The following is a 26,167-nucleotide window of genomic DNA, read 5'->3' as shown; positions in this document are numbered from 1 at the left end:
TAGTTTGATGACTGGATTGTGTTTGGCTGATTGGCAAACTGTGCGCCCAGATGACAGCTGGCGGTGTGATTGTTGTTTGGTTTAGTGTTTAATCATCGGAGTCTTTATGGCAAGCGACACCTTAAAACAAAATTTGGTGCTGACATCATCAACGGTGGCTTTTACCGTGTGTTTTATGATTTGGATGATGTTTGCAGTGCTGGGCATTCCCATTCAGCAGGCACTCAATCTGTCTGAAACGCAGTTTGGTTTGCTTGCCGCCACGCCTGTATTGACGGGGTCTTTGGTGCGTTTGCCATTGGGGATTTTGACGGATAAATACGGCGGTCGTTTGGTGTTTTTCACCTTGATGACGACGACTGTCGTACCGATTTTTTTGATGAGTTATGCCAATGCCTACTGGCAATTTTTGATTTTGGGCTTGTTTGCTGGTCTGGCGGGTGGCTCGTTTTCGGTGGGTATTGCTTATGTTGCCAAGTGGTTTGACCAAAACCGCCAAGGCTTTGCCATGGGGGTGTTTGGCGCGGGCAACGCAGGCTCAGCACTTACCAAGATGGTCGGCCCAAGCATCATCGCCATTGGCGGCTGGCAGTTTTTGCCAAAAGTGTATGCAGGCATCATGCTCATCACCGCAATCGGCTTTTGGTTTTTAAGTTTTGATAACAAGGCACATCGCTCGGCTTCTAATGCCAGCTTCGCCAGTCAGCTTGCCGTGCTAAAAGACAAAAACGTGTGGCGTTACAGTCAGTATTATTCCATCGTGTTTGGCGGCTATGTGGCGTTGGCACTGTGGATGACGAAATATTACGTCAATGAATACGGCTTTACACTACAATCAGCAGCGTTTTTGGCGGCGTGTTTTAGTTTGCCGGGTGGCGTGCTGCGTGCGCTGGGCGGCTGGCTGTCGGACAAATATTCGGCGCACACGGTAACATGGTGGGTGCTGTGGTCGTCATTTTTGCTGCTGTTTGTGCTGTCTTATCCGCAAACCAGCCTTGTGGTGCAGACCGTTGATGGCGAAAAGGCGTTTCACATTGGGCTAAATTCTACTGTATTTACGGTGCTGATTTTCCTTTTGGGCATTGCCTTTGCCATTGGTAAAGCGTCTGTTTTTAAATATTTGTCTGACGAATACAAGGAAAACATGGGCGCGGTGTCTGGCGTGGTTGGTTTGGCAGGCGGCTTGGGCGGCTTTATTTTGCCAATCATGTTTGGTGCGGCGGTGGACATCACAGGCGTGCGCTCGTCTGCCTTTATGATTATGTTTGGCGTGGTGTGGGTGAGTCTGGTGTGGATTTATCTGTCGGAAGTCAAGCCAAGAATGGAAGCAGGACACGTCCGCAAGTCGTGATGTTGTGGTTTATTGATAAAAATCGGGCGATAAAGCGTCCGATTTTTTTTACGCATTGGCTTGATTGGTTTAATTGACTTAGTGAAATTTGGCAAGAAAACAGTAAAGCGTTTTGATGGGCAAATTGACGGCTAAAATCTATGTTTGGATAGCAAACATACTCCCAAAGTAGCATTTTTATAGGCTTTATCATTCATCAGGATAGGCGAAAAATTTGCCCAAAGTGCTTAGAATGACACAAAATCCATCGGTTTATTGAGGGTGCTATGAATAAGCAATCATTAAAAGGCGGCACGGTCATTCACGACTGGCGACCAGAAGACGAAGCGTTTTGGGAAAATGGCGGCAAGCAAACCGCCAGCCGTAACTTGTGGGTGTCCATTCCTGCCTTGCTGCTTGCCTTTGCGGTGTGGGTGATTTGGTCGGTGGTGGTCGTGCGTATGCCAGACGCTGGTTTTACGTTCACCAAAGATGAGCTGTTTTGGCTGACGGCTTTGCCTGCGCTGTCTGGGGCGACGTTTCGGATTTTTTATTCGTTTGTTGTGCCTGTGTTTGGCGGCAGACGCTGGACGGCGATTTCTACGGCAAGTTTGCTGATTCCTACCGTGTGGATGGGTTTTGCACTCCAAGACACCAGCACGCCATTTTGGGTATTTGTGGTGATTGCGCTGCTGTGCGGTTTTGGCGGTGGTAATTTTTCATCAAGCATGTCAAACATCTCGTTTTTTTATCCTAAATCCAAACAAGGCACGGCTTTGGGCCTAAACGCAGGCTTGGGCAATCTAGGCGTGTCTACCATGCAGTTTGTCGTGCCTGCGGTGATTGGCATTGGCGTGATTGGCGCAGGGACGGCGCTTGATACGGGCGAAGTGCTGTATTTACAAAACGCAGGCTTTGTGTGGGTGCCGTTCATCGTGATTGTGTCGGTGCTGGCGTGGTTTTTGATGAATGATTTGACGTCAGCAAAAGCGTCTTTTAAAGAGCAGTCGGTGATTTTTGCGCGCAGTCATAACTGGATTATGTGCGTGCTGTATTTAGGAACGTTCGGTTCGTTCATCGGTTTTAGTGCGGCATTTCCTATGCTGATTAAACAGTCTTTTCCTGAAATTGATCCTTTGAAAGTGGCGTTTTTAGGGCCATTGGTGGGCGCTTTGTTCCGTCCTGTGGGCGGCTGGCTGGGTGATAAATTAAGCGGCGCAACCGTAACCTTTTGGAATTTTATCATCATGGGCATTGCGGTGGCAGGCGTGATGATGTTCTTGCCAAAAGATGGCGTGGGCGGTAATTTCATCGGCTATTTTGCTTGCTTTATGGTGCTATTTATCACCACAGGCATTGGCAATGGCTCAACGTTTCGCATGATTCCTGTGATTTTCCGCACCTTTCATGAGCGCAAAAATTCGCCAGATTTGGTGAACGTTGCACGCAAAGAATCAGCCGCGGTGGTGGGCTTTACGTCAGCCTTTGCTGCGTATGGCGGATTTTTCATTCCTAAGATGTTCGGCTGGTTTGGTGCGAATAACACCTTTGTGATTTTGCTTGCGTTTTATGTGCTGTGCCTTGTGATTACTTGGTGGTATTACAGCCGTAAAAGTGCTGAGTTTCCTTGTTAAATTTGGCTAAACTCGGTTAAGTTTGACAGAATTGCATAAATGATAAAAAGGCACTTTCGGGTGTCTTTTTTTATAGACATTCAAATTTTTCAATCTTTAATTTACATCAAAAACAATTCTTATTCTCACTCACTTACCCCAAAAGTAGTATCGCTTTATACCTTAATTTAATACTAAATCTTAGCAAAATCCGTAGAATGGTGTGTAATCGGTAAATTGCCCTTTTTGTGGCGATTTTAATTCACCAAAATCGGAGATAGCCATGAGCCATCTACTTGACCAATTTAGATTTTTTAAGAAAAAGACGGGCGAATACGCTGATGGACATGGCGAAGTTCGTGACGAAAACCGCGATTGGGAAAATATGTACCGCAATCGCTGGCAATACGACAAAATCGTACGTTCTACGCATGGCGTGAACTGTACAGGTTCTTGCTCGTGGAAAATTTACGTCAAAAACGGCTTGGTAACGTGGGAAACGCAGCAAACTGACTACCCACGCACACGCCCAGATTTGCCAAACCACGAACCACGCGGCTGCCCACGCGGTGCGTCTTATAGCTGGTATATGTACTCGGCAAACCGTGTCAAATACCCAAAAGTGCGTAAGCCTTTGCTAAAACTGTGGCGTGAAGCCAAAGCCAAGCACAAAAACCCGATTGATGCTTGGGAGAGTATCGTTACCGACCCAAGCAAAACCGAGCAGTACAAATCTAAGCGCGGTATGGGTGGCTTTGTGCGCTCAAGCTGGAATGAAGTGGTAGAAATCATCGCCGCCGCCAACATCTACACCGCCAAAACTTTCGGCCCTGACCGTATCATCGGCTTTTCGCCAATTCCTGCGATGAGTATGATCAGCTATGCCGCTGGTAGCCGTTATTTGTCGCTTATTGGCGGTGTGTGTCTGTCGTTTTATGATTGGTATTGCGACTTGCCGCCAGCATCTCCAATGATTTGGGGCGAGCAAACAGACGTACCAGAAGCAGCCGACTGGTACAACTCTGACTACATCATCGCATGGGGTTCAAACGTTCCGCAAACGCGTACGCCAGACGCTCACTTTTTCACCGAAGTGCGCTACAAAGGCACAAAAACCGTTGCCATCACGCCTGACTATGCCGAGATTGCCAAGCTGTGCGACCTGTGGCTAAACCCAAAACAAGGCACAGACGCAGCTTTGGCGCAGGCGTTTTGTCATGTGATTATCAAGGAATTTTACCTAAAAAACCCAAGCGCTTATTTCACCGATTATGCCAAACGTTACACCGACTTGCCAATGCTTGTCATGATAGAAAAGGACGAGAAGGGCAAGCGCGCGGGTCGTTTCTTGCGTGCGTCTGATTTGGTGGGTAATTTGGGTCAAGACAACAACCCAGAATGGAAAACCATCGCCATCAATTCAAACGGTGAGCTGGTATCGCCTTATGGTGCGATTGGCTATCGTTGGGGTGAAAGCGGCCGCTGGAACTTGGAAAACAAAGAAGGTACAAACAATTCAGAAGTGGATTTGGTGCTGTCTTTAAAAGGTTCTAACGAAAGCGTAACCATCGGCATGGATTATTTTGGTGGCGATGAACACCCGTATTTCACCGCTGCCGAAGGCGACGCCATTCAGCAAAAAACCGTACCTTGCGCCACTTTGCAGCTGGCAGACGGCACAAGCGCACAAGTGGTAACGGTATTTGACCTAATGCTTGCCAACCTAGGTGTGGATAACGGTCTGGGCGGCGCAAACGTGACAGACGATTATAATGACGCAAGCGTGGCAGGCACACCAGCGTGGCAAGAAAAAATCACTGGCGTCAGCCGTGAAAAAGTGATTCAAATCGCGCGTGAATTTGCCGAAAACGCAGATAAAACACGCGGTAAATCTATGGTGATTATCGGTGCTGGTATGAACCACTGGTACCACATGGACATGAACTACCGTGGCGTCATCAATATGCTGATGCTGTGTGGCTGTATCGGTCAGACAGGTGGCGGCTGGGCGCACTATGTGGGTCAAGAAAAATTGCGTCCGCAAACGGGCTGGGCGCCGCTTGCCTTTGCGCTGGATTGGCACAGACCGCCACGCCACATGAACGGCACGAGTTTCTTCTATAACCACAGCTCGCAGTGGCGTCATGAGAAAGTTTCTGCGCATGAAATTCTATCGCCGCACGCCAACAAAGCCAATTTCCCAGAGCATATGCTTGATTATAACGTGCGTGCTGAGCGTGCTGGCTGGCTGCCATCTGCGCCACAGCTGAACATGAACCCGCTAGAATTGGGTCGTTTGGCAAAAGAATCTGGCAAAGACATTGAAACGTATGTGGTAGATGGCTTGGCAGATGGCAGCATTCGTTTTGCCGCTGAAAGTCCTGACAATCCTGCCAACTTCCCACGCAATATGTTCATCTGGCGTTCAAACTTGCTGGGTTCATCGGGCAAGGGTCATGAATATATGCTGCGTTATTTGCTTGGCACAAAAGATGGTGTGCTGGGCGAAGAGACTGTGCATGACGGCATTCGTCCAAACGAAGTGGATTGGGTGGAAAACGCACCGACTGGCAAGCTGGATTTGGTAACGACCCTAGATTTTCGTATGTCAAGCACTTGCTTGTATTCAGACATCGTCTTGCCGACCGCCACTTGGTATGAAAAAGACGATTTGAACACGTCTGATATGCACCCATTCATTCACCCATTGACAGCGGCAACCGACCCTGCGTGGGAGTCAAAAACCGACTGGGAAATTTATAAGCTGATTGCCAAAAAATTCTCTGAGCTGTCAGAAGGGCATTTGGGTGTGGAAACGGACGTGGTAACTTTGCCAATGCAGCACGACTCAGAAGGCGAGCTGGCGCAGCCATTTGGCGGCACAGACTGGAAAACCGAAGGCGTGCGCCCAGTACCGGGTAAAAACTGCCCGCATATTAAGGTGGTAGAGCGTGATTATCCATCTACTTATGCTAAGTTTACATCGCTTGGCGTGCTGATGGACAAGCTGGGCAACGGCTCAAAAGGCATTACTTGGGACACCAAAGAAGAAGTGAAGCTGCTTGGCGAGCTGTCTTATACGGTGGACGAAGACACCGTAGCCAAAGGCCGTCCGCGCATTAACAGTGCGATTGACGCTGCCGAAGCGGTGCTGATGCTTGCACCAGAGACCAACGGTCATGTGGCGGTGAAAGCGTGGGCAGATTTGTCTAAGACCACAGGGCGTGATCATACGCACCTTGCCAAGTCAAGCGAGCATGAAAAAATCCGCTTCCGTGACATCGTAGCGCAGCCGCGAAAAATCATCTCAAGTCCGACTTGGTCTGGTCTTGAAAGCGAGAAAGTCAGCTACAACGCAGGCTACACCAACGTTCATGAGCTGATTCCTTGGCGTACCATCACAGGCCGTCAGCAGTTCTACCAAGATCACCCTTGGATGCAGGCGTTTGGCGAGCAAATGCAGCAGTATCGTCCGCCGATTGACACACGCACCACCGAAGCGCTAAAACGCTACAAGGACAATGGCAATAAAGAAATCGTACTGAACTTCCTAACGCCGCACCAAAAATGGGGCATTCACAGTACTTATTCTGAAAACTTGCTCATGCTGACCTTGTCGCGCGGCGGCCCAATCATCTGGATGAGTGAAGTGGATGCTAAAAAAGCAGGCATTGAAGACAACGACTGGATTGAAGTATTCAACCACAACGGCGCAATCACCGCGCGTGCAGTGGTCTCACAGCGTGTCAAAGAAGGCATGACGATGATGTATCACGCCCAAGAAAAACTGGTGAATATCCCCGGTTCTGAAAACTCAGGCACACGCGGTGGTATCCACAACTCAGTAACGCGCGCCATCTTAAAACCAACGCACATGATTGGCGGCTATGCACAGCAGGCGTACGGCTTTAACTACTATGGCACAGTCGGCTGTAACCGCGATGAATTTGTGGTGGTGCGTAAGATGGCAAACATTGACTGGCTGGAAGGTAAGCCTGATGATAGCTTGCCGCAGCCATTGCCAACCACGCTGGACTGATTGGCGATTTACAGCCAAACCCAAAGCGTGATCAATGATGGCGCTTTGGGTGATAAGAACTTCACCAAGACTTTAAACTGACCAACGTTTGTGCTTGATAATAAAACACACGCACAAACTAGGCGCAAGGAGAAATCCTATGAAAATTCGTTCACAAGTTGGCATGGTGCTAAACCTAGACAAATGTATCGGTTGCCACACTTGCTCGGTTACTTGTAAAAATGTATGGACAAGCCGTGAAGGCATGGAATATGCGTGGTTTAACAACGTAGAATCCAAGCCCGGCATCGGCTATCCAAAAGAGTGGGAAAACCAAGAAAAATGGAAAGGCGGCTGGATTCGTAATGCCAACGGCTCAATCAATCCACGCATTGGCGGCAAATTCCGTGTGCTTGCCAATATCTTTGCCAACCCAGATTTGCCAACGCTTGATGATTATTATGAGCCGTTTGATTTTGATTATCAGCATTTGCACACCGCACCGCTTGGCGATCATCAACCGATTGCACGCCCACGCTCGCTGATTACTGGCAAGCGTATGCAAAAAATCGAGTGGGGGCCAAACTGGGAAGAGATTTTGGGTTCTGAATTCGCCAAACGCCGTGCGGATAAGAACTTTGACCAAGTACAAGCCGACATTTATGGCGAATACGAAAACACCTTTATGATGTATTTGCCACGCCTGTGCGAGCATTGCCTAAACCCAACGTGCGTGGCGTCTTGCCCATCTGGTGCGATTTATAAGCGTGAAGAAGACGGTATCGTACTGATTGACCAAGAAAAATGCCGCGGCTGGCGTATGTGTATTTCTGGTTGTCCATACAAGAAAATCTACTACAACTGGAAATCTGGCAAATCAGAAAAATGTATTTTCTGCTATCCGCGCATTGAAAGCGGTCAGCCGACCATCTGTTCTGAGACCTGTGTAGGGCGCATTCGCTATCTTGGCGTGCTTTTGTATGATGCCGACAAAATCAAAGAAGCTGCCAGCACACCAAATGAAAAAGATTTGTACAAAGCACAGCTTGACGTATTCCTAGATCCAAACGATCCAAAAATCATCGAACAAGCCCTAAAAGATGGCGTACCGATGAGCGTGATTGAAGCGGCACAAAAATCACCTGTGTATAAGCTGGCGATGGATTGGCAACTTGCTTTGCCATTACACCCAGAATATCGCACCTTGCCGATGGTGTGGTATGTACCGCCACTATCACCAATCCAAAACGCCGCCGAAGCTGGTAAAGTGGGTATGGACGGTCTGATTCCTGATGTGGACAGCCTGCGCATTCCTGTCAAATACTTGGCAAATATGCTGACCGCTGGCGATGAAGCGCCTGTCAAACTTGCGCTAAAACGTCTGCTTGCTATGCGTTCTTATAAGCGTTTGCAACTGGTGGAAAAACAAGAAGTGCAAGCGGTGCTGGACGAAGTAGGCTTGACAAAATCGCAAGTAGAAGAGATGTACCGCTACTTGGCGATTGCCAACTACGAAGACCGTTTTGTGATTCCAACGGCGCACCGTGAAGAAGCCTTGTCTGATGCCTTTGCTGATAAGAACGGCTGCGGCTTTAGCTTTGGCAATGGCTGCTCTGGCAATAACGATGTGAATATGTTTGGTCAGCGCAAAGCCAATCGCCGTGAGATGATTGACACCGTGCAGACTTGGGAGGCGTAAATGACTACGGTTACTGGCGCAGATTTTAAGCTGCTCAAGGTCGTAAGCCTGCTCATGGATTATCCTGATGATGCGCTGTTTGCGGACGATACGCTGACAGCGTGTAAAGAGGTTGTCAAAAATTCGGTATTGATTAGCCCACAAATCAGAGCGCAAATCGCTGATTTTATTGATAATTTATCAAACATGGGCGCGATTGACGCGCAGACACGTTATGATGGCTTGTTTGAGCGTGGTCGTACGTTGTCGCTGTGGCTGTTTGAGCACGTTCACGGTGAAAGCCGTGATCGTGGGCAGGCGATGGTGGATTTGATGGCGCAGTATGAAGAAGCTGGCTTTGCCATCAATGTCAAAGAATTGCCTGATTATTTGCCGATGTATTTGGAATTTTTGGCATATCAAGCCACACAAACAGACGACACCATGAGTATTCGTATGGATTTGGCGGACGTGTCGCACATCGTGGCTTTACTAGGCGCAAGACTTGTGGATAAAGACAGCGATTATGCGTGTCTTTTCAAGGCGTTATTGCAAGTGGCAGGGCAATCTTTGAGCGTGATTGATGATGAGCTTGCCAAAATGGGCAAAAACCCTGTGGTAGACGACACAACCTTTGAAGCCATTGACAAAGAATGGGAAGAAGAGGTGGTGGATTTCATGTCTGCCAAGCAAGAAGAGCGCTGTCCAAGCAATCAAACCAATCAGCACATTGCCGAAACGCTGGCAAGACAAGCCCAAAATGACGCAGCAGCACCTGTGCATTGGGTGGATTTTAAAGCAAAACGGGCGAGTACAGAAGGAGCGTTATTATGACTTTAGCAACGGGTAGCATTGACAATCTTAATTGGTTGCAAATTTTCTTTTTTGGCGTATATCCGTACATTGCCCTTGCGGTGGCGGTGATTGGCACTTGGGCAAGATTTGATTTGTCGCAGTACACTTGGAAGACAGGCTCAAGCCAAATGCTGTCTGATAAAGGTATGCGCATCGCCAGCAATATGTTTCATTTGGGCATTTTGGGCATTTTGGGTGGTCATTTTGTGGGTATGCTCACTCCGCACGCCGTGTACGAGCATTTCATCTCAGCTGAGCATAAGCAGCTTTTGGCGATGGGTGCTGGCGGCGTGATGGGCGTGATTTGCTGGATTGGTCTTGCCATGCTTTTGTGGCGTCGTTTTACCGATCCGCGCGTGAGCCACACTTCATCGTTTAGTGATAAATTGGTGTTGGTATTGCTATTTATCCAGCTGAATTTGGGTCTGTCTACCATCGTGGCGTCTACGCACCATTTGGACGGCTCGGTGATGGTGGCTTTGTCAAACTGGGCGCAAAACATCACCATCTTTAATCCAATGGGCGCATTGCCAAATATGGATGGTATCAGCTTGGTGTATCAGCTGCACATCATTCTTGGTACGACTTTGATTTTGATTTTCCCATTTACGCGTTTGATTCACATCATTTCTGCGCCAATTTGGTATTTGGGTCGTAATTATCAAATCGTCCGCCAAAAAACTTCACAATAAGCAAAGATTCATCACTAAGTTTAATCTGGTGAGCTTGGTGTGAAAATTGCTTTTAAAAACGATTGATCGTTTTTGCCACAGACATTTGCCCTAGTGTCTGTGGTTTTTTTATGTGTAAAATGCGTGCGAAACTGTCGCAAAAATACTTGTCAAAATGCGGTGCGGTGAATTGGGCAAGTGTTTTAGCGCATTTATGAACACACTTGCCAAAGTTTATTAAAAAGCCTAACCCCTAAGGGGTATTTTAAGTGGGCAAAATATCAGAAATAATACGCTTATTTTAGGTTTGTTTGCTGGTTAAAATGCTTTTATAAATTCGTTGATAATTCAAAAGCCAAACCCAAAAACACACCAAAAACCCAAAAATACCGTCAATAGACAAAGAGAGAATGCTATGAGTGTGGCAACGTATCACCCAAACACCGACCAAATTTCACAAAATAACGAGCCACAAGTTGAGCAAAGCCACGAAGGCTGTGGCGGTGGTTCGTGCGGCTGTGGCGGCGAGCATGGCCACGTTCACGCTTATAATCCTGCTGATGATGACGGCATTCGTGTCATGCCAACATCGGACGACTTAAAGCGTCTGTCATCGGACGCTAAGCTGATTGAGCGTGCTTTATCTGAAGAAAAATCCAACCACAAAAACCTAATCGCCAGCTCTCGCCAAAGCGTGCCGACCATTCGTGTCAATGGCGTGGAAATCAGCGAAAAAGCCATCGGCGAAGAAGTGCAATACCACCCAGCGGCAAGCCAAGACGAAGCCTTGTTTTTATCAGCGCAAGCGCTTGTTATTAAAGAGCTTTTAAAGCAGGCGGTGTGCGCTGATGAGACGCTTGGCGAAACGGCTTGGCAGGCGGACGAAGAGCAGGCGATTGCTGATTTGCTGGCGAAAAATGTCGTGCCAAATACGCCAGATTTGGCAGCGTGCGAGCAGTATTACAACGCAAATCCGCAAGAATTTAGCGCGCCACCTGTGATGAATATGCGCCATATTTTGCTGGCAAGTCCGCCAGAAGAAGGCGAAGAGCGCATTGAGCTTAAAAAACAAGCCTATGAAATGATTGAAAAAATCACAAACAGCCCAAATCCAGACGCAGAATTCATCACGCTTGCCATGCAGCATTCGGCTTGCCCATCAAAAACCGATGGCGGCGAGCTGGGCATTCTACAAAAAGGCGCGACCGTACCTGAATTTGAAAAGGCGGTCTTTGCGCTGCCTGCTGGCGTTGCGCCAAGTCCTATTGAGACACGTTTTGGCGTGCATATCGTGCAGGTACTAAGCCGTGTGGACGGCAAGCAGCTTGAGCTTGACGAAGCCTTGCCAATGATTCAAAATCGCTTGGCGCAGCAAAGTTTTCATCATGCGCTGGTGGATTATTTGTTTGCACTCAAGCAAGCCGCCAACATTGAAGGCATTGACATTAACGTCAATCAAGAAAACGTGTATCGTGGCTGATTTTGCGGCTTGATTTGTTATTTGCTAGTTAATTAAGCAAGCAACGAGCCGCCATCGCTTTTAGCTAAAGTTGCCACGCATTTTTATCAAACGCTTTTTCGCTAAACGCTTTTTCGCTAAACGCTTTTTCGCTAACGCATCAACACCCAAGGATAATTCATGATCAGCGTAGAACAATTACAAGCTGCCATTAACGAAGTGGCGCACACGCACGCCAGCACGCCACGTCCTGTGGAGCATTTGCCGCTGCTGTCAGCGGTGGGATATGTGCTGGCAGAAAACATCGTGGCAGATTTTGACATTCCACGCCAGAATTTATCGGCGATGGACGGTTTTGCTTTTGCAGTGGGCAGTGAGTTATCCGCTGGCAATCAGATTGACATCGTAGGCGAGTCTTGCGCTGGCAGACCTTTTGAAGGCGAGCTGTCTTGTGGGCAGGGTGTGCGCATTTTTACAGGCGCGGTCGTACCAGCGGCGTGTGATTGTGTGGTGATGCAAGAAAACACCGACTGGCAAGCCATCGCAAGCACGGTAGATAAATCGCAAAATTACGCCATCACCTTAAGTAAAGCGGCTGAGATTGGCGCAAACATTCGCAAACAAGGCGAAGAAGTGGCGGCAGGCGAGCGTGTGCTGGCGGCAGGTAAGCGCCTAAATCCAGCGGATGTCAGCTTGCTTGCCAATCTGGGCGTGGCGCAAGTGGCGGTGTACGCGCCTTTGACGGTGGGGCTGATTGCCACAGGTGATGAGCTGGTGGCTTTGGGTCATGAGTTGCCAAATCTTGCCAGTATTTATAATTCAAACACGCCCACGCTGAAAACTCTATTAAAAGATTTGCCCATCGTCATCAAAGATTACGGCATCATCGCTGATGATTTACAAGCGACTTGCGATGCGGTGGCGCAGGCGGTTAAAGAGTGCGATGTGCTGATTTCTAGTGCTGGTGTGTCGGTGGGCGATTATGACTATTTGACGCACGCCATTGACGCTTTGGGTAAGATTACGCATTATAAAGTCGCCATGAAGCCGGGCAAGCCTTTTGTGTTTGGTGAGCTGTATGATGACGCGCGTACGGTGCTGTATTTTGGTTTGCCGGGCAATCCTTTGTCGTGCGTGGTGGGCTGTTTGCAGTTTATCAAGCCAGCGCTGTGGCGTTTGGCGAAAGTGAGCGATGATGATTTGCCAAAGCGTCTGGTGCTAAAAGCCAAGCTGATGGCGGATTTTAGTAAAAAAGCAGGGCGTAAAGAATACGCACGCGGCGTGTACCATCAAGACGAGCAGGGCGAATTTCATGTAACGTTTTTGGGCGCACAAGATTCGCACCGCATCAAGCAGCTGGCGTATGCCAACTGTCTTATCGCCATTGACAAAGACGATAGCCACTTACAAAAAGGCGACATGGTGAGTATTGAGCCTTTTGTGTGGGGATTATTGTAAAGATTGGCGTAAAACTTGCGGTGGTAAATTGCGCCATCGTGTTAAATAGGTATTTTGATTAGACGGTTTAAACGCCAATTTGACCATCAATTCAACCCATCTACCAAACCGTGCAACTACTACTAAGGGAGTAGTTGCACGCCCTTTTGGGGCAAGTTTTCTTTGCTAAAATTTGCTATGATGTGCTTACATTTATTGCCGAGGCAACCGTATCGAGTACGTCATGAACAGCTTGTCCGTCCCCCGCATTCACGCCAAGACGCCTTTTGAATCAGGTGCGTCATCTTCATCGCCAGTCCTGATGGACGGATTTCACCGCCGCCTTACCTATCTGCGTTTGTCCGTTACTGATTTTTGTAATTTTCGCTGCGAATACTGCCTGCCTAATGGCTATCAAGGCAAACGCCCTGACAACGAACTTACCTTGTCTGAAATTGATACTTTGCTGAGTGCTTTTGCTGCGCTGGGTACGCAAAAAGTGCGCCTGACGGGCGGTGAGCCATCGGTGCGCCGTGATTTGGCGGATATTATTGCCCTTGCCAAGCAAAAATCAGGCGTGCGCACGGTGGCGGTGTCATCAAACGGCTACAAACTTGGCAAGCATTTATCCGCATGGCACAGTGCAGGGCTCAATCAGCTGAATTTGAGCGTGGATAGCTTTAATCGCCAAGTTTTTCATAAGATGACAGGCTTTGATATGCTGCCTACGCTGCTAAAAGACGTGGATACGCTGCTTGAGACCACGGACATTCGCGTGAAAATGAACGGCATTTTGATGGCGGATACCGCTTATGACAACTTGCTTGCCGCGCTTGAATTTGTCAAGCAGCGACCCATCACTTATCGCTTTATTGAGTTTATGCAAACCAGCGATAACAGCGATTTATTCTATGCCCAAAATCAAACAGGGCGACTGATTAAAACCTACCTAAGCGAACATGGCTGGCAAGCCAAAGTGCGCCAAAGCGATGGCGGGCCTGCCATTGAATACCAGCACCCAGATTATGTGGGCAGCATTGGTATCATTGAGCCTTATGCCAAGGATTTTTGTGAAAGTTGTAATCGTTTGCGTGTCAGCAGTCTTGGCAAGGTGCATTTGTGCTTATTTGACAGCGAAAATTATGACATTCGCCCAGCACTGATGGCAGGCGATGTGGCGCAAACCATCAGCCAAATCAAGGCGTTAATGCCAAAAAAACCTGAACATCACTATCTGGATGCGCACAGCGGTTTGATGAATAATTTGTCTTTGGTGGGCGGTTAGTTGGTGATTAGCCAAGCGATTAGCCAAGCGATGAGCCAGTTAATGCGCCTTGTGTGCAGCCTACAGCTTTGTTATGATGTTGGTAGTTAATCGCTTGATTTAAGTTTGCTAACACAAGGCGTGCCAAGATATGAAAAATTTTTCAGTAGACGCAGTGCAAAACAACTTGCCAAAAGACGAGCTGCCAAAAGATGGCTTGTTAAAAGACAATTCATTACAAAACGACTTACCAAAAGCCATCGGCACATTAAGCGTGGTGCGTGCAGGCAAGGTTGAGCCGTTTGTGCGTGGCGTGAGTGCCATCAATAAAATTCCCATCGCAGAAAGCATGGCGGTGAATTTATTGGGGCTTGCCGATGATGAGCAGGCTGAGCATAAATTTCATGGCGGCCATTTAAAGGCGTTGCACCAAATGCCCATCACCACTTACCACGCCATCAATGAGCAGTTTGGGCTCAATGCACAGATTGGTTCTTTGGGTGAGAATTTGACCGTCATCACTGATGGCGAGCCGATGTGCGAGCGCAATGTGTGCATTGGCGATGTGTATCAATTTGGCGATGGCGATGACAGCGTGCAGGTGAGGGTGGTGCAGCCGCGCCGTCCGTGCTATAAAATCAACGACCGATTAGGCAATGCCAACGTGTCGTATTTTGTGGCGCGCGAAGGCATTGCTGGCTGGTATTATCAAGTGGTGCGCACAGGCAGACTGCGTGCGAATTTACCTGTGTATTTGCTGGCGCGCCCTTATTCTTTTGCTAAGCTGAGCGATTTGTGGGCGCTTATCAATCAAAAATCGCCCATTGACACAGCAGTTGCCGAGCGTTGGCTAGCGATTGATTGTCTTGAGACGAGCTGGAAACAAAAAATTGCCAATAAGCGCAGAAATTAAGCGGCTTTGCTGTTTGTCAGATTGATAAATTTAGTTTGCTGGTTTGATTTGGCAATTAAACAATTTGATGGCTTGCTGATTGAATTTAACGATTTGATAAGTTGGCAAGCCAGACCATCTAACAAACCATTGATTTAAATATAAAATTTTATTTTGGAGTGCGTCATGTGCGAACTTTGTAACAATCCTAATCACGTCCTAAGCTCACCAAAAAGCGACAAGCCGTTCATTCCTTTGAACATTGCCGTTTTGACGGTGTCAGACACACGCACGCTGGAAAACGACACGTCAGGGCAGTATTTGGTGGATAGCATAATCAAGGCAGGGCATAAGAACATTGACCGCAAAATCACCACAGATGACATTTACCAAATCCGTGCCGTCATCAGCGGCTGGATTGCCGACCCTGCGGTGAACGCCATCATCACGACAGGCGGCACAGGGTTTTATCACCGTGATAATATGCCAGAAGCGGTGGGCGTGCTGTTTGATAAGACGGTGGACGGCTTTGGCGAGATGTTCCGCCTGTTATCAAAAGACGACATCGGTATGTCTACGCTGCAATCACGTGCGGTGGCTGGCATGGCGAACAGCACAGCGATTTTTTGCTTGCCGGGTTCAACAGGTGCGTGCCGTACAGGCTGGGAAGGCATTTTGCTAGAGCAGCTGGATAATCGCACACGTCCTTGTAATTTTGTGCCGCATTTGCTGCGTGAAAACCCAACGCACGGCTAAACGCCATGACGATTGCCGCCATCTTAATCATCGCAGGTGGGCATTCTCGGCGCATGGGTCAGCCCAAGGCATTGCTGACTTTACCCAGCGGTAAGACGCTGCTTTCACACCATGTGGATTGCGCCAAGCGTCTAAACCTGCCGATTTTGGTGGGTGATAACGATAAATTTGCCCATGCGCTTATCCGTGAAAATGATAAAAATTGTGATGATTGTGCTAATAACGTGGCTTTCATCAAAGATTACATCAAAGACGCTGGGGCGTTGTCGTGCTTGCTTGGGGCGATGAATCATTATGCGCAGTTGTCAAAGCAAGTGCCAGACGGCTATATTTTGGCGGTCAGCTGTGATAGCTTAATAGACATTGACAAGTTGTATGTGCGGTTTGAGCGGGCGATTTGCAGCCAGACCAATCAAGACGTGTATTATTTGTTTGATACCATCGCTGATAAAGATTATCCGCTGCTTGGTGCGTATCGCTTGTCTTTGATGAGCGAATTGCAGGCGTATTTGGCGCAAGGCGAGCGTGCGGTGATGAAATTTTTAAAAGACAAACGCTGCCAAAAAATTCTCATGCCTAAAGCGTGGGTGAGCTGTGCGAATTTTAACACACCGCAAGAATTTGCGCAGGCGTTGCAAGATTTTGCTTTAATAGAACAAGACAACCAAAAATAAAACAACCAAGAGAAACGGCATGAATTTAACCCATTTGGATAAAAATGGCGACATCAGCATGGTGGACGTGGGCGACAAAACCGCCACGCAGCGCACCGCCAGCGCACAAGGCAAGGTGATTTTCCCAAGTGCGATTTATCACGCCATCAAAGACGCAGACGGCATGACCAAAAAGGGCAGCATCACGCAGACGGCGCACATTGCAGGCATTATGGCAGGCAAAAAAACCCACGAGCTGATTCCGCTTTGCCATGCGTTGCCGCTGGATACCATTAAGATGGCGTTTGATTATGCGGACGATGAGTGCGCCATTCATGTACACGCCACCGCCAAAGTTACGCACAAAACAGGCGTGGAAATGGAAGCGCTGACGGCGGTGTCGGTGGCGTGTTTGACGATTTATGACATGACCAAGGCGTTATCGCATGACATCACGATTGGCGATATTTGCTTGGTACAAAAAACAGGTGGGAAGTCCGATTATGCCAAATAATGAGCAAGCAAACGAGCTGCGTATCAGCGTGCTGTATTTTGCAAGCCTTGCCCAAGCGGCGCAAACTGATGAAGAAGTTTTGACGGTGCCAAGCGATGATTTGGGTGAGATTTATGATGTGCTAAGCGCCAAATATGGCTTTGATTTGCCAAAAGATAAACTTGCGGTGGCGATTAACCATCATTTTGTAACGTGGCAAACCAAGGTGCAGGCTAATGATGTGGTGGCATTCATTCCGCCAGTGGCAGGCGGCTAAAAGGGGTGAATGATGAAAACTGTGCATGACAAATCTTTGACGGTGAGCCTGCCTGCGGACGAAGCGTATCAGCACGCCTTGACGCATGGCTTTGCTTTGACCGATTGTGCCATTGATGAAACACGCCTAAAGCGTATGCTGGGCGATGAGACGGCAGGTGCGATGGTGGTATTTGAAGGTTGGGTGCGTAATCACAACAACAAACGCGCGGTCAAAAATCTGACTTATTATGGCTATGAACAGCTTGCGCTGAACCAAGGCGCGCAGCTTGCCAATGAAGCCAAAGCCAAATTTGGCGTAACTCATGCGCTGGCGGTGCATCGTGTGGGCGCGCTTGAGATTGGCGATATGGCGGTGTGGGTGGGCGTTTGCTCGGCGCACCGAGATGCGGCATTTGAGGCGTGCCGCTGGCTGCTTGATGCCATCAAAGAAAAAATCCCTGTATGGAAGCAGGAATTTTATGCCGATGACGAAGGTGGTTCTTTGTGGCTGTCAAATAATGGCTGATTGATTGCTTTTGGTTTGGCTGGAAAATTTCATAAATTCAAAAAGTTATGTACAATTTTATCAGTCTGACCATTTGGTCAATTGTGGGATTTTTAGGTGGTTTGAGTTCATCAAAATGTTACGAATTTGTCATGCAAATGTCATGAATGGGACGTAAACTGTGTCTGTGATGTAAAGCAGACTGTCTTGTGGCAATGAAGTGATGAAACTTGATGTGCGCTCACAAGCATTACACTGGACAGTGGCGCACACAGCCAAAACCAAAAATGTAATGTGGAGAAACTCATGAAAAAATTACTTTTAGCCTCAGCCATCGCCGCTTTATCTGTAAGCGCTGTACAAGCTGCGCCCACCGTGTACGGTAAGGCGTTTTTGACCGTGGATTTACAAGATGGCGATGACAACAGCTCATTTAAAGACTCTCGCAGTCAGCTGACCTCAAAAGGCTCACGCATTGGCTTAAAAGGCTCAGAAAGTCTGACAACAAATACGGATTTGGTGTACAAGCTAGAATACGGCATTGACGTTGATGCAGACACCCAGCAATTTAAGTCTCGTGATACTTATCTTGGTCTTTCTAATAAGCAATACGGTACTTTGTTGGCTGGCCGCCTAAAAGCGATTGATGATTATATTGACTACGCAAACGTAACCAAAGGCGGTGTGATTGGCGGTGATAAAGTGCAAGCCAGCGTGAATGGCCCGCGCACAAATAACACTTTTGCGTATTTCTCGCCAGAGTACAATGGCGTGCAATTCATGGGTATGTACACTCTTGATGAAAACGATAACACTGATAATCTAGGTGGTGATGCGTTTGGCGTAGGCGTGAAATACGAGCCAGCAAATCAGCCATTTAAAGCGGGTGTCAGCTATCTGCGTGCTGCCAATTATAATGCCGACTCAACAGACATGCAGGCAATTCGTGTAAGCGGTGCTTATGCGCTTAATAACGCCACTACTTTGGGCGCGCTGTACCAGCTGACAGACTTTAGTGGCGATGAAAAAGAAAACGCATTTACCGTATCTGCCCAGCATAAAATCGCACAAACGCCATGGACAGCATACGGTCAGCTGGATTATGTTGATAATCGCAAAGGCGTTAAAGACGCAGAGCGTTTGCGTGCTACTGTTGGCGGCAAGTACGCATTTAACAAAAACACCACAGCTCATGTGTATGGCGCATACATGAAAGACGAATCGGCTAAAGCTGATGCTGACAGCTATGGCGTGGGCGCAGGCATTGAGTATAAATTCTAATTGTGTTTGTTGCTTTAAAAAAGCTCACCAATGGGTGGGCTTTTGTTTTTTTGTGTTTGTTTTTTGGCGACTTAAAATCTATTTACAGCTTTGGCAAATGATAAATGCTGTCTGTCAAAAACTGTATTTCGCTTTTGTCGTGGCTGACGTACAGCATGGGAATGCCCATCTTTTTAATTTCGGCAAAAAACGGCAAAATCTGCGCCTTATGCTCACTGTCTAAGGCGGACAGCGGCTCGTCCAGCAGCAAAAGATTGGGCGAATACAACAAGGCTCTACCAAGCGCTACACGCTGCTTTTCACCGCCAGACAGCTTGGCAGGCATGCGCTCGGTCAGATGTTCAAGTTTAAGTAGCTTAATAATATCGTCCACTTCAAAGCGTCTTTCACAGGCTGTGATGTTGTCATAGCCGAAGCGCAAATTTTGCAGCACGGTTTTGTGGCTGAATAACTGTGCGTCTTGAAACACCAGCCCCACACGTCTTTTTTGAATGGGTAAATCAACGCCGCTTTCTTTGTCAAACCACACATCGCCATTGATGCAAATGCGCCCAGCGCTTGGGCGGTGAATGCCTGCGATGGCGTGTAAAATGCTGGTTTTGCCGGCGCCACTTACACCAAACAGCCCCACCACAGGCGCATCAAAGCACAAGGCGGGCGATAGGATGAGTTTGCCAAGTTTTAGGCGAAAAACGCAATCAAAAATCGGCGAGTTGGCGGATTGGCTGGCTGACATTTAAGCTCCAAGTTTGCGTTTTTGCTTGCGGTGATGACGCTGCGAAATGAATAGGGCGATGAATGCGACCACGACAGAAAAGCTCATCAGGCGCATGATGGCGGTGTCGCTGTCTGCTTGCTGGAGTAGGCTGTACATGGCAAGCGGCAAGGTTCGTGTTTCGCCAGCGACATTACCCACAAAGGTGATGGTTGCGCCAAATTCGCCTAAGCTGCGGCAAAATCCTAAAATCGCCCCGATGAAAATTCCGCTTGCAGACAGTGGTAGGGTGATTTTAAAAAAGGTGGCAAGCGTGCTTGCGCCAAGGCTTTTGGCGACCCATTCTAGGCGCTGATCCACCATTTCAAAGGCGAGTCTGGCAGATTGCACCATCAAAGGAAAACCCATCACTGCTGAAGCCAGTACCGCGCCTTTCCAGTTAAACGCCAATTCCACACCAAAGCGTGCCAAGTGCTGCCCAAGCACGCCTTGATTGCCAAACAGCATGAGCAGCACATAGCCCGGCACCACAGGCGGCAGCACCAAAGGCAGATAAATTAAGGTCTCAACCAATGTCTTGCCCCAAAATTCTTTGCGTGCCAAAAAGTATGCCGTGAGTGTCGCTGGGATTAAATTGATGAGCAAGCACCAGCAAGCAATCTTGATGGATAAGGCGATGATTTCTAATTCTGCTGGCGTGGCGGTGAACATGGCAAAAGGGTTTGGCGGCTGGGTTTGGCTTTGATTGGCTTTGATGGATAAAACCGATATTATAGCACGTCAAAGCCATATTTTCTAAATACGGCTTGGGCTTGAGCGGATTGTAAAAACTGATAAAAGTGCGCTGCGTCTTGGCTGTCTGGATTGATTAGGCTAATTGGATAGACGATGGGTGTGTGGCTGTCTTTTGGGAAAGTTGCCACGATTTGCACGCCAGCAAATGCCTGCGCGTCTGTGGCGTAGACGATGCCAAGCGCACATTCGCCGCGCGACACAAAATTTACCGCACTGCGCACATCTTCGGTTTCCACCAAGTGCGCGCTGACGACAGACCACCAGCCTAAATGGGTGAGTGCTTCTTTGGCGTATTTGCCCGCAGGTACGCTTTGGGTGTTGCCTGTGCAGAGTTTGCCAGTAAATGCCGAGCTGATGTCAAAAGTTTTATCCATCACGATGGGTGTTTTGATGGGGTTTTTGGCAGGCGTGATGAGTACTAGGCGGTTGCCAAGTAGGGCTTTACTGTGGTTTTGTGCGATTTTGCCTTGGGTGTGTAGATACTGCGCCCAAGCGGTGTCGGCTGATAAAAACACGTCCGCCTTGCCGCCTTGGGTGATTTGCTTGGCGAGCGTGCCAGAAGCGGCAAAGTTGGTTTTGATGGCGGTGCCATGCTTGCTTTCATAAATGCTGTGAAGTTCATTCATTACATCCGTCAGGCTTGCGGCGGCATAGACGGTAACGCTGGGTTTGTCGGTTTTGGTGTGAGTGCAGCCAAATAAAGCGGCGATGACAAAAGCGGCGATGACGGTGAATTTATTCATGAAAACAGCGGCAAAAAGTGGAATAAATGCTAAGTGTAGGTGAAGCTGCCACGCGCCGCCATACTGCTAAAGGGGTAATTGTGCTTGGATTGTTAGGATTTATGCCTTGCGCTTTAAAGACAGCAAAAGACCTGCCATAATCAGCGCTGCGCCAAGCGTGCCGACTGCGCCTAATTTATCACCAAAAACCAAAAAGGCGAATAAGGTTGCAAATAAAGGGTCGCTGGTTTCAATGATTTGCACTTTGCTGGCTTCACCTGTGGCAAGTGCCTTCGTGGTGAGTAAAAATCCGCCAATGGTGGGCAGCAGCACCAAGGTCAGTACCACGAGCAAAGATACGCCCGTTGGGTATGAAAAACCTTCTGCCAGCATGGGAAAGGCAAGATAAATACTGCCAAAACCAAACAACCATAACAACTGCGGTAAGCCACTGCCAATGCCAAACCACTTTGCCAAAAAGATGAATAAGGCATAACCCAGCCCAGCCGTCAGCGCAAAAATAATGCCTGTCGTGCTGCCTGACACGTCTTTTTCAAACAAAAACATCACGCCCACGCCGATGATGATGGTGATGAAGGCAAGGATTTTGTATAAATTGAGCCGCTCGCCCAAAAAGATTGCCGCAAGCAAAATGGTAAAACCGCCTGCCGCATAGCCTAAAAACGCCACCAAAGGAATGGACGCGGCAAAAAACGCCTGCGTTTCAAAAAAGTACAGACAAAAAATCCCCAAAAACGCCAGCAAAGCGAATTTGGGGGCTTGTTTGCCAAGAGCGATGGTCTGCTGCCGTAGTGGCGCACGCCAAGCGCAACACGCACTCACCAGCAAAAACGCCACAAAGCATTTCCAAAACGCCAGCGCACTTGGGCTTGCGCCGTCATCAAAGCCAAAGCGGGTAATGATACCGATGGAGCCGTTGATGATGGCTGCGCCCAAGGCGAGAAATTCAGCGCGTTGGTAAAATTTGTTTGTGGTGTTTGACATGGCTTCCCTGCGCTTGTTTTATGCCAGTTTTGCGCCCACGCTCATGGCGTCTGGCAAAATCACCACTTGCAATTTACCGTCTTTTTCGGCAGACAAAATCATGCCTTTAGACACGCCAAATTTCATTTTGCGCGGCGCAAGATTGGTAACGCAAATCACTTTTTTGCCAGCCAATTCTTCAGGTGCATAAAACTTAGCAATGCCGCTAAACACATTGCGTGGGGTGTCTTCGCCCACGTCTAGGGTGAATTGCAGAAGTTTGTCTGCGCCTTCTACTTTATTGCATTCTAAGACGTGTGCCACCGTCATTTCTACTTTGGCAAAATCATCAATGCCGATAAATTCGCCATTGTTTTGGCTGGCTTTGTCAGACTTTTTGTCAGTTTTGGCGGTTTTGCCGTCAGTTTTTACCAAATCTTCTTTAGAAGCACTCACCATGGTGTCAATTTTATCTTTTTCCACACGGCTTAGTAGCGGTTTAAATGGGTTGATGGTGTGTCCAAGCAGCACGTTTTTACGGCTGGCAAAATCAATGCGCTCAATGTTCAAAAACTCGCGCGCTTGTTCAGCAAGCACTGGCAACACAGGCGCAAGATACACAACAAGCTGGCGGAAAATATTCAGCGCCACGCTGCATACCGCTTGCACTTCGGCTTCGTTGCCAGCGATTTTATTAAGCGCCCACGGTTTTTTGTCGTCAATGTATTCGTTGGCTTTATCTGCGCACGCCATGATTAGGCGCATGGCTTTGGCAAATTCGCGCGCTTCATAGGCGGCGGCAATCTCATCGCCAGCGTCAATGATTTCTTGGACAAGCGCAGGTTCGGCACAGGTGTCAGACAGTTTGCCAGCGTTGTTTTTGTGGATAAATCCAGCCGAACGACTGGCGATGTTCACCACTTTGCCCACCAAGTCAGAATTGACTTTTTGCATAAAATCGTCAAGGTCAAGGTTGATGTCTTCTACGCTTGCGGAGAGTTTGCTGGCAAAATAATAGCGCAAATATTCTGGATTTAGATGCTCAAGGTAGGTTTTGGCTTGAATGAAAGTGCCGCGCGATTTGCTCATTTTCTCGCCATTAACCATCAAAAATCCGTGCGCATTGACGGCAGTCGGTGTGCGCAGCCCTGCGCCTTCTAGCATGGCAGGCCAAAACAGCGCGTGAAAATACACGATGTCCTTGCCGATAAAATGATACAGCTCGGTGGTGGAATCTTTTTTCCAGTATTCGTCAAAATCAATCCCAGCACGCTCGCACAAGTTTTTAAAACTTGCCATGTAGCCCACAGGTGCGTCCAGCCACACATAAAAATATTTGTCAGGCTCGCCCGCTGGCGTGTCAGGAATTTTAAAGCCAAAATAAGGCGCATCACGGCTGATGTCCCACGGCGCAAGTCCTGCGTCAAACCATTCGGCAAGTTTGTTGGCGATGGACGATTGCAAGCGTCCGTCCGCGCGTGTCCAATTTTGCAAAAATTCGGCAAATTTTGGCAAATCAAAAAAGTAATGCTTGCTTGATTTGATGATAGGCGTGGATTGGCTGAGCGTTGAGTATGGATTTTTTAGCTCAGTGGCGTTGTAGGTACTTGAGCAAACTTCGCAGTTGTCGCCGTATTGGTCTTTTGCGCCGCATTCTGGGCATTCGCCTTTGACGAAGCGGTCGGCAAGAAACAAGCCTTTTTCGGTGTCAAAAAGCTGCTCTACGTCTTTGGTAAAGATGTAGCCGCCTTCTTTGAGCTTGCGGTAAATGTCGGTGGAAAAGGCTTCGTTTTCTGGGCTGTGTGTGGAATGGTAATTGTCAAAACCGATGTGAAAACCCGCAAAATCCGCTTCATGGCTTGCCTTGACTTCAGCAATCTGCGCTTCTGGCGTTACGCCATTGGCTTCGGCTTTTAGCATGATGGCGGTGCCGTGCGCATCGTCCGCACAGACGTAAGTAACGGTGTGTCCTTGCGCTTTCATGGCGCGCACCCAGATGTCCGTTTGGATATATTCTACCAAATGCCCAAGGTGAATCGGGCCGTTGGCATAAGGCAGGGCGGAAGTAACAAGAATTTTGCGTTCGGTGGTCATAACGTGCCTTGTGTTAATTTGTGGTGTCGCTTACGCCAAGTCAAGCGCATAAGCGTGAATTAAGATAAAAAATTGCTCTAATTTTACCGCAAAACCGCACAAAAATCACGAAAAAATCAATGGGTGGTTTTTTAAAAGCGATGTGAATTTTAATTATTGGTAGAGTTGATTTGAATTGAGTTGATGGTTGTATGCCAGCTAAAAAGTTGATGTTTTTTGTTTAAAAACCAGATTTTTTGTCAAGCTTATAGAACCTGCTAGCCCACAATAAAAAACCCTTGCAAATCATTGCAAGGGTTTTTGTTTTGGCGTGGTTTATGTTTATCAAGCCATCGCCACCAATTCAAATAGCTGCAATCAAACAAATTTTAGATGGCTGCGTTTTGGTTTGTCGTCCTTATCGTCTTGTGGCTCATCGCTACTGTCAGTTTGTGGCTCGCTGGCTGCGTCTACGTCAGCGTATTCGCTTGGGTCAAAAAACAGCGCGCGCGATGGGTCTTCTTTGGCATAAATGCCCAGCACGGCAGCCATCGGAATCCAGATGTCTTGCGATACGCCATTAAAACGTGCAGCAAATGAAATGGCGTCATTGTCAATGTGCAAGTCTTTGGTGGCTTGATAAGAAGCCGCCAGCACCAAGCGTCCGTCTTGGGCGTATTCGGTGGGTGCGTGCAAATCAGGGTGAGTGGCGTCCACCATCAAATAGGCGGTCAAATCGTTATCTTCAAGCCATTCGTGCAAGGCGCGGATAAAATAAGGGCGAGTGGGCGTCATAGTTTTCCTTTTCGTGTGTTGTTTTGTGTTTATGGTTTGTCAATAAAGCTGGCTTTTAAGGCTTTGCCTTGCCAAAGCGGCAAGTTAAATCTCATCATCGTCCAGCATAGGCGCAGGCGCAAGGCTGTTTTTGAAGGCTTGTCTTGCAAAGCCACGCTCTTGGTATTCTAAAAGCGGTCGGCACAGCGTGGCAGGCAGTGTTACACCAAGTTTTGGTAAACGCCACAGCAGTGGCAAGAGCAGCACATCGCACCAGCCAAATTCATCGGACATAAAATATTCATGCCGTGCAAATAATGGCGCAAGCGTGGTAAGTGAATCGCTGAGTGTTTTTTTGGCGTGCGCTGCCTTTTTTTCATCAAAGCTGTCTGGGTGCGTCCACAGTGTCTTGCCAAGTGCGAGCCAATCACGCTGTAATCGCCACGCCAAAAGCCGCACATTGGCACGCTCTTTTGGGGTGGTGGGCAGCAGCTTGTAGGCTTGGTGGCGCTCTTCTAGGTATTCAAAGATGATGTTGGTTTCGTACAGCGACACATCACGATTCACCAGCACAGGCAAGCTCAAATAAGGATTAAGCTCGGCAAGCTCTTCGGGTCTGTCATCATGCAGCAGGCGCATTTGATAAGCAAGGCGCTTTTCTTCAAGCAATAGCCGCACGACATGGCTGTCATAGCCGTCATCGGCATACAGCACAAATTGGGTCGGTGGTAGGCTAGAGTGCAGCATAAAACAATATCAGTGAATAATGCCCATAGTGTAGCAGAAATTTGCGTGATTGTGTGTTTGGATTGGTAAATTTACCAAAATTGTACATCATTTGGCAAGATGATTGGTAAATAATCTTTAAAATAGCGAAGTGAGTTGGGGATTGATGGGTTGATTTTGGAAAATGCGGCAATAAATTTGATGGCTTGTTCAAA

General features: G+C 48.1%; 23 protein-coding genes. 16 read left to right on the top strand and 7 right to left on the bottom strand.

Features of this window, described 5'->3' with window-relative positions; genetic code table 11:
- Positions 1–106: 106 nt before the first annotated feature.
- The 16 genes from B0181_RS03975 to B0181_RS03900 all read left to right on the top strand — a co-directional run bounded on the left by B0181_RS03975 (position 107) and on the right by B0181_RS03900 (position 19,163).
- A complete protein-coding gene (locus tag B0181_RS03975) occupies positions 107–1,351 on the top strand; it encodes an MFS transporter (protein WP_078276193.1) in 1,245 nt (414 codons plus the stop codon).
- A gap of 266 nt (positions 1,352–1,617) precedes the next feature.
- Entirely contained in the window at positions 1,618–2,964 is a 1,347-nt protein-coding gene (locus tag B0181_RS03970) for a NarK family nitrate/nitrite MFS transporter (protein ID WP_078276192.1), read from the top strand.
- 262 nt (positions 2,965–3,226) lie between these two features.
- A complete protein-coding gene (locus B0181_RS03965; RefSeq protein ID WP_078276191.1) occupies positions 3,227–6,982 on the top strand; it encodes a nitrate reductase subunit alpha in 3,756 nt (1,251 codons plus the stop codon).
- Between the two features lie 139 nt (positions 6,983–7,121).
- A complete protein-coding gene (gene narH / locus B0181_RS03960) occupies positions 7,122–8,660 on the top strand; it encodes a nitrate reductase subunit beta (RefSeq protein ID WP_078276190.1) in 1,539 nt (512 codons plus the stop codon).
- Positions 8,661–9,473 carry a nitrate reductase molybdenum cofactor assembly chaperone gene (gene narJ / locus B0181_RS03955; RefSeq protein WP_078276189.1) on the top strand — a complete coding sequence of 271 codons (813 nt, stop codon included), beginning with the start codon at positions 8,661–8,663 and terminating at the stop codon, positions 9,471–9,473. It abuts the gene before it with no gap.
- A complete protein-coding gene (narI, locus tag B0181_RS03950) occupies positions 9,470–10,186 on the top strand; it encodes a respiratory nitrate reductase subunit gamma (protein ID WP_078276188.1) in 717 nt (238 codons plus the stop codon). The genes narJ and narI overlap by 4 nt, the downstream gene beginning before the upstream one ends.
- Before the next feature lie 394 nt (positions 10,187–10,580).
- Entirely contained in the window at positions 10,581–11,645 is a 1,065-nt protein-coding gene (locus B0181_RS03945) for a peptidylprolyl isomerase (RefSeq protein ID WP_078276187.1), read from the top strand.
- Between the two features lie 159 nt (positions 11,646–11,804).
- The gene (locus B0181_RS03940) at positions 11,805–13,082 is read left to right on the top strand and encodes a molybdopterin molybdotransferase MoeA (RefSeq protein WP_078276186.1); all 1,278 of its coding nucleotides are present in this window, start codon (positions 11,805–11,807) and stop codon (positions 13,080–13,082) included.
- 223 nt (positions 13,083–13,305) lie between these two features.
- On the top strand, positions 13,306–14,346 hold the full coding sequence (gene moaA / locus B0181_RS03935; RefSeq protein ID WP_078276185.1) for a GTP 3',8-cyclase MoaA: 1,041 nt from the start codon (positions 13,306–13,308) through the stop codon (positions 14,344–14,346).
- Between the two features lie 130 nt (positions 14,347–14,476).
- Complete coding sequence (locus B0181_RS03930; RefSeq protein WP_078276184.1) at positions 14,477–15,238, top strand: MOSC domain-containing protein; 762 nt, start codon at positions 14,477–14,479, stop codon at positions 15,236–15,238.
- Positions 15,239–15,403: 165 nt separating this feature from the next.
- Positions 15,404–15,973, top strand: a complete 570-nt coding sequence (gene moaB, locus B0181_RS03925) for a molybdenum cofactor biosynthesis protein B (RefSeq protein ID WP_078276183.1) — start codon at positions 15,404–15,406, stop codon at positions 15,971–15,973.
- A 5-nt stretch (positions 15,974–15,978) separates the two neighbouring features.
- Positions 15,979–16,647, top strand: a complete 669-nt coding sequence (mobA, locus tag B0181_RS03920; RefSeq protein WP_078276182.1) for a molybdenum cofactor guanylyltransferase — start codon at positions 15,979–15,981, stop codon at positions 16,645–16,647.
- Between the two features lie 19 nt (positions 16,648–16,666).
- Positions 16,667–17,140: a cyclic pyranopterin monophosphate synthase MoaC gene (gene moaC, locus B0181_RS03915; RefSeq protein ID WP_078276181.1), complete on the top strand. Its 474-nt coding sequence runs from the start codon at positions 16,667–16,669 to the stop codon at positions 17,138–17,140.
- A complete protein-coding gene (gene moaD, locus B0181_RS03910) occupies positions 17,130–17,396 on the top strand; it encodes a molybdopterin converting factor subunit 1 (protein WP_078276180.1) in 267 nt (88 codons plus the stop codon). Before moaC ends, moaD begins: the two co-directional genes overlap by 11 nt.
- Before the next feature lie 9 nt (positions 17,397–17,405).
- Entirely contained in the window at positions 17,406–17,903 is a 498-nt protein-coding gene (locus B0181_RS03905; RefSeq protein ID WP_078276179.1) for a molybdenum cofactor biosynthesis protein MoaE, read from the top strand.
- Positions 17,904–18,188: 285 nt separating this feature from the next.
- Positions 18,189–19,163, top strand: coding sequence for a porin (locus tag B0181_RS03900; protein WP_078276178.1), 975 nt, complete (start codon positions 18,189–18,191; stop codon positions 19,161–19,163).
- Positions 19,164–19,245: 82 nt separating this feature from the next.
- Here the strand turns inward: B0181_RS03900 and B0181_RS03895 are convergent, their stop codons facing one another.
- The 7 genes from B0181_RS03895 to B0181_RS03865 all read right to left on the bottom strand — a co-directional run bounded on the left by B0181_RS03895 (position 19,246) and on the right by B0181_RS03865 (position 25,973).
- On the bottom strand, positions 19,246–19,869 hold the full coding sequence (locus B0181_RS03895; protein ID WP_078276205.1) for an ATP-binding cassette domain-containing protein: 624 nt from the start codon (positions 19,867–19,869) through the stop codon (positions 19,246–19,248).
- A gap of 30 nt (positions 19,870–19,899) precedes the next feature.
- Positions 19,900–20,589, bottom strand: a complete 690-nt coding sequence (gene modB / locus B0181_RS03890; RefSeq protein ID WP_078276177.1) for a molybdate ABC transporter permease subunit — start codon at positions 20,587–20,589, stop codon at positions 19,900–19,902.
- Between the two features lie 59 nt (positions 20,590–20,648).
- Positions 20,649–21,416 carry a molybdate ABC transporter substrate-binding protein gene (modA, locus tag B0181_RS03885; protein WP_078276176.1) on the bottom strand — a complete coding sequence of 256 codons (768 nt, stop codon included), beginning with the start codon at positions 21,414–21,416 and terminating at the stop codon, positions 20,649–20,651.
- 99 nt (positions 21,417–21,515) lie between these two features.
- On the bottom strand, positions 21,516–22,400 hold the full coding sequence (locus B0181_RS03880; protein ID WP_078276175.1) for a DMT family transporter: 885 nt from the start codon (positions 22,398–22,400) through the stop codon (positions 21,516–21,518).
- Between the two features lie 18 nt (positions 22,401–22,418).
- A complete protein-coding gene (metG, locus tag B0181_RS03875; RefSeq protein WP_078276174.1) occupies positions 22,419–24,473 on the bottom strand; it encodes a methionine--tRNA ligase in 2,055 nt (684 codons plus the stop codon).
- A gap of 357 nt (positions 24,474–24,830) precedes the next feature.
- Entirely contained in the window at positions 24,831–25,247 is a 417-nt protein-coding gene (locus tag B0181_RS03870) for a ClpXP protease specificity-enhancing factor (protein WP_078276173.1), read from the bottom strand.
- Positions 25,248–25,331: 84 nt separating this feature from the next.
- Entirely contained in the window at positions 25,332–25,973 is a 642-nt protein-coding gene (locus B0181_RS03865) for a glutathione S-transferase N-terminal domain-containing protein (protein WP_078276172.1), read from the bottom strand.
- Positions 25,974–26,167 lie beyond the last annotated feature (194 nt).

It is taken from the genome of Moraxella caviae (genome assembly GCF_002014985.1).
Taxonomy (GTDB): domain Bacteria; phylum Pseudomonadota; class Gammaproteobacteria; order Pseudomonadales; family Moraxellaceae; genus Moraxella; species Moraxella caviae.
This window is presented reverse-complemented; position numbering and strand designations above follow the sequence as displayed.

What these genes read in the sequence shown, in the direction of transcription:
- B0181_RS03975 (WP_078276193.1), top strand. Translation starts at nt 107, where the DNA reads ATGGCAAGCGACACCTTAAAACAAAATTTGGTGCTGACATCATCAACG.
- B0181_RS03970 (WP_078276192.1), top strand. Translation starts at nt 1,618, where the DNA reads ATGAATAAGCAATCATTAAAAGGCGGCACGGTCATTCACGACTGGCGA.
- B0181_RS03965 (WP_078276191.1), top strand. Translation starts at nt 3,227, where the DNA reads ATGAGCCATCTACTTGACCAATTTAGATTTTTTAAGAAAAAGACGGGC.
- narH (WP_078276190.1), top strand. Translation starts at nt 7,122, where the DNA reads ATGAAAATTCGTTCACAAGTTGGCATGGTGCTAAACCTAGACAAATGT.
- narJ (WP_078276189.1), top strand. Translation starts at nt 8,661, where the DNA reads ATGACTACGGTTACTGGCGCAGATTTTAAGCTGCTCAAGGTCGTAAGC.
- narI (WP_078276188.1), top strand. Translation starts at nt 9,470, where the DNA reads ATGACTTTAGCAACGGGTAGCATTGACAATCTTAATTGGTTGCAAATT.
- B0181_RS03945 (WP_078276187.1), top strand. Translation starts at nt 10,581, where the DNA reads ATGAGTGTGGCAACGTATCACCCAAACACCGACCAAATTTCACAAAAT.
- B0181_RS03940 (WP_078276186.1), top strand. Translation starts at nt 11,805, where the DNA reads ATGATCAGCGTAGAACAATTACAAGCTGCCATTAACGAAGTGGCGCAC.
- moaA (WP_078276185.1), top strand. Translation starts at nt 13,306, where the DNA reads ATGAACAGCTTGTCCGTCCCCCGCATTCACGCCAAGACGCCTTTTGAA.
- B0181_RS03930 (WP_078276184.1), top strand. Translation starts at nt 14,477, where the DNA reads ATGAAAAATTTTTCAGTAGACGCAGTGCAAAACAACTTGCCAAAAGAC.
- moaB (WP_078276183.1), top strand. Translation starts at nt 15,404, where the DNA reads ATGTGCGAACTTTGTAACAATCCTAATCACGTCCTAAGCTCACCAAAA.
- mobA (WP_078276182.1), top strand. Translation starts at nt 15,979, where the DNA reads ATGACGATTGCCGCCATCTTAATCATCGCAGGTGGGCATTCTCGGCGC.
- moaC (WP_078276181.1), top strand. Translation starts at nt 16,667, where the DNA reads ATGAATTTAACCCATTTGGATAAAAATGGCGACATCAGCATGGTGGAC.
- moaD (WP_078276180.1), top strand. Translation starts at nt 17,130, where the DNA reads ATGCCAAATAATGAGCAAGCAAACGAGCTGCGTATCAGCGTGCTGTAT.
- B0181_RS03905 (WP_078276179.1), top strand. Translation starts at nt 17,406, where the DNA reads ATGATGAAAACTGTGCATGACAAATCTTTGACGGTGAGCCTGCCTGCG.
- B0181_RS03900 (WP_078276178.1), top strand. Translation starts at nt 18,189, where the DNA reads ATGAAAAAATTACTTTTAGCCTCAGCCATCGCCGCTTTATCTGTAAGC.
- modB (WP_078276177.1), bottom strand. Translation starts at nt 20,589, where the DNA reads ATGTTCACCGCCACGCCAGCAGAATTAGAAATCATCGCCTTATCCATC.
- modA (WP_078276176.1), bottom strand. Translation starts at nt 21,416, where the DNA reads ATGAATAAATTCACCGTCATCGCCGCTTTTGTCATCGCCGCTTTATTT.
- B0181_RS03880 (WP_078276175.1), bottom strand. Translation starts at nt 22,400, where the DNA reads ATGTCAAACACCACAAACAAATTTTACCAACGCGCTGAATTTCTCGCC.
- metG (WP_078276174.1), bottom strand. Translation starts at nt 24,473, where the DNA reads ATGACCACCGAACGCAAAATTCTTGTTACTTCCGCCCTGCCTTATGCC.
- B0181_RS03870 (WP_078276173.1), bottom strand. Translation starts at nt 25,247, where the DNA reads ATGACGCCCACTCGCCCTTATTTTATCCGCGCCTTGCACGAATGGCTT.
- B0181_RS03865 (WP_078276172.1), bottom strand. Translation starts at nt 25,973, where the DNA reads ATGCTGCACTCTAGCCTACCACCGACCCAATTTGTGCTGTATGCCGAT.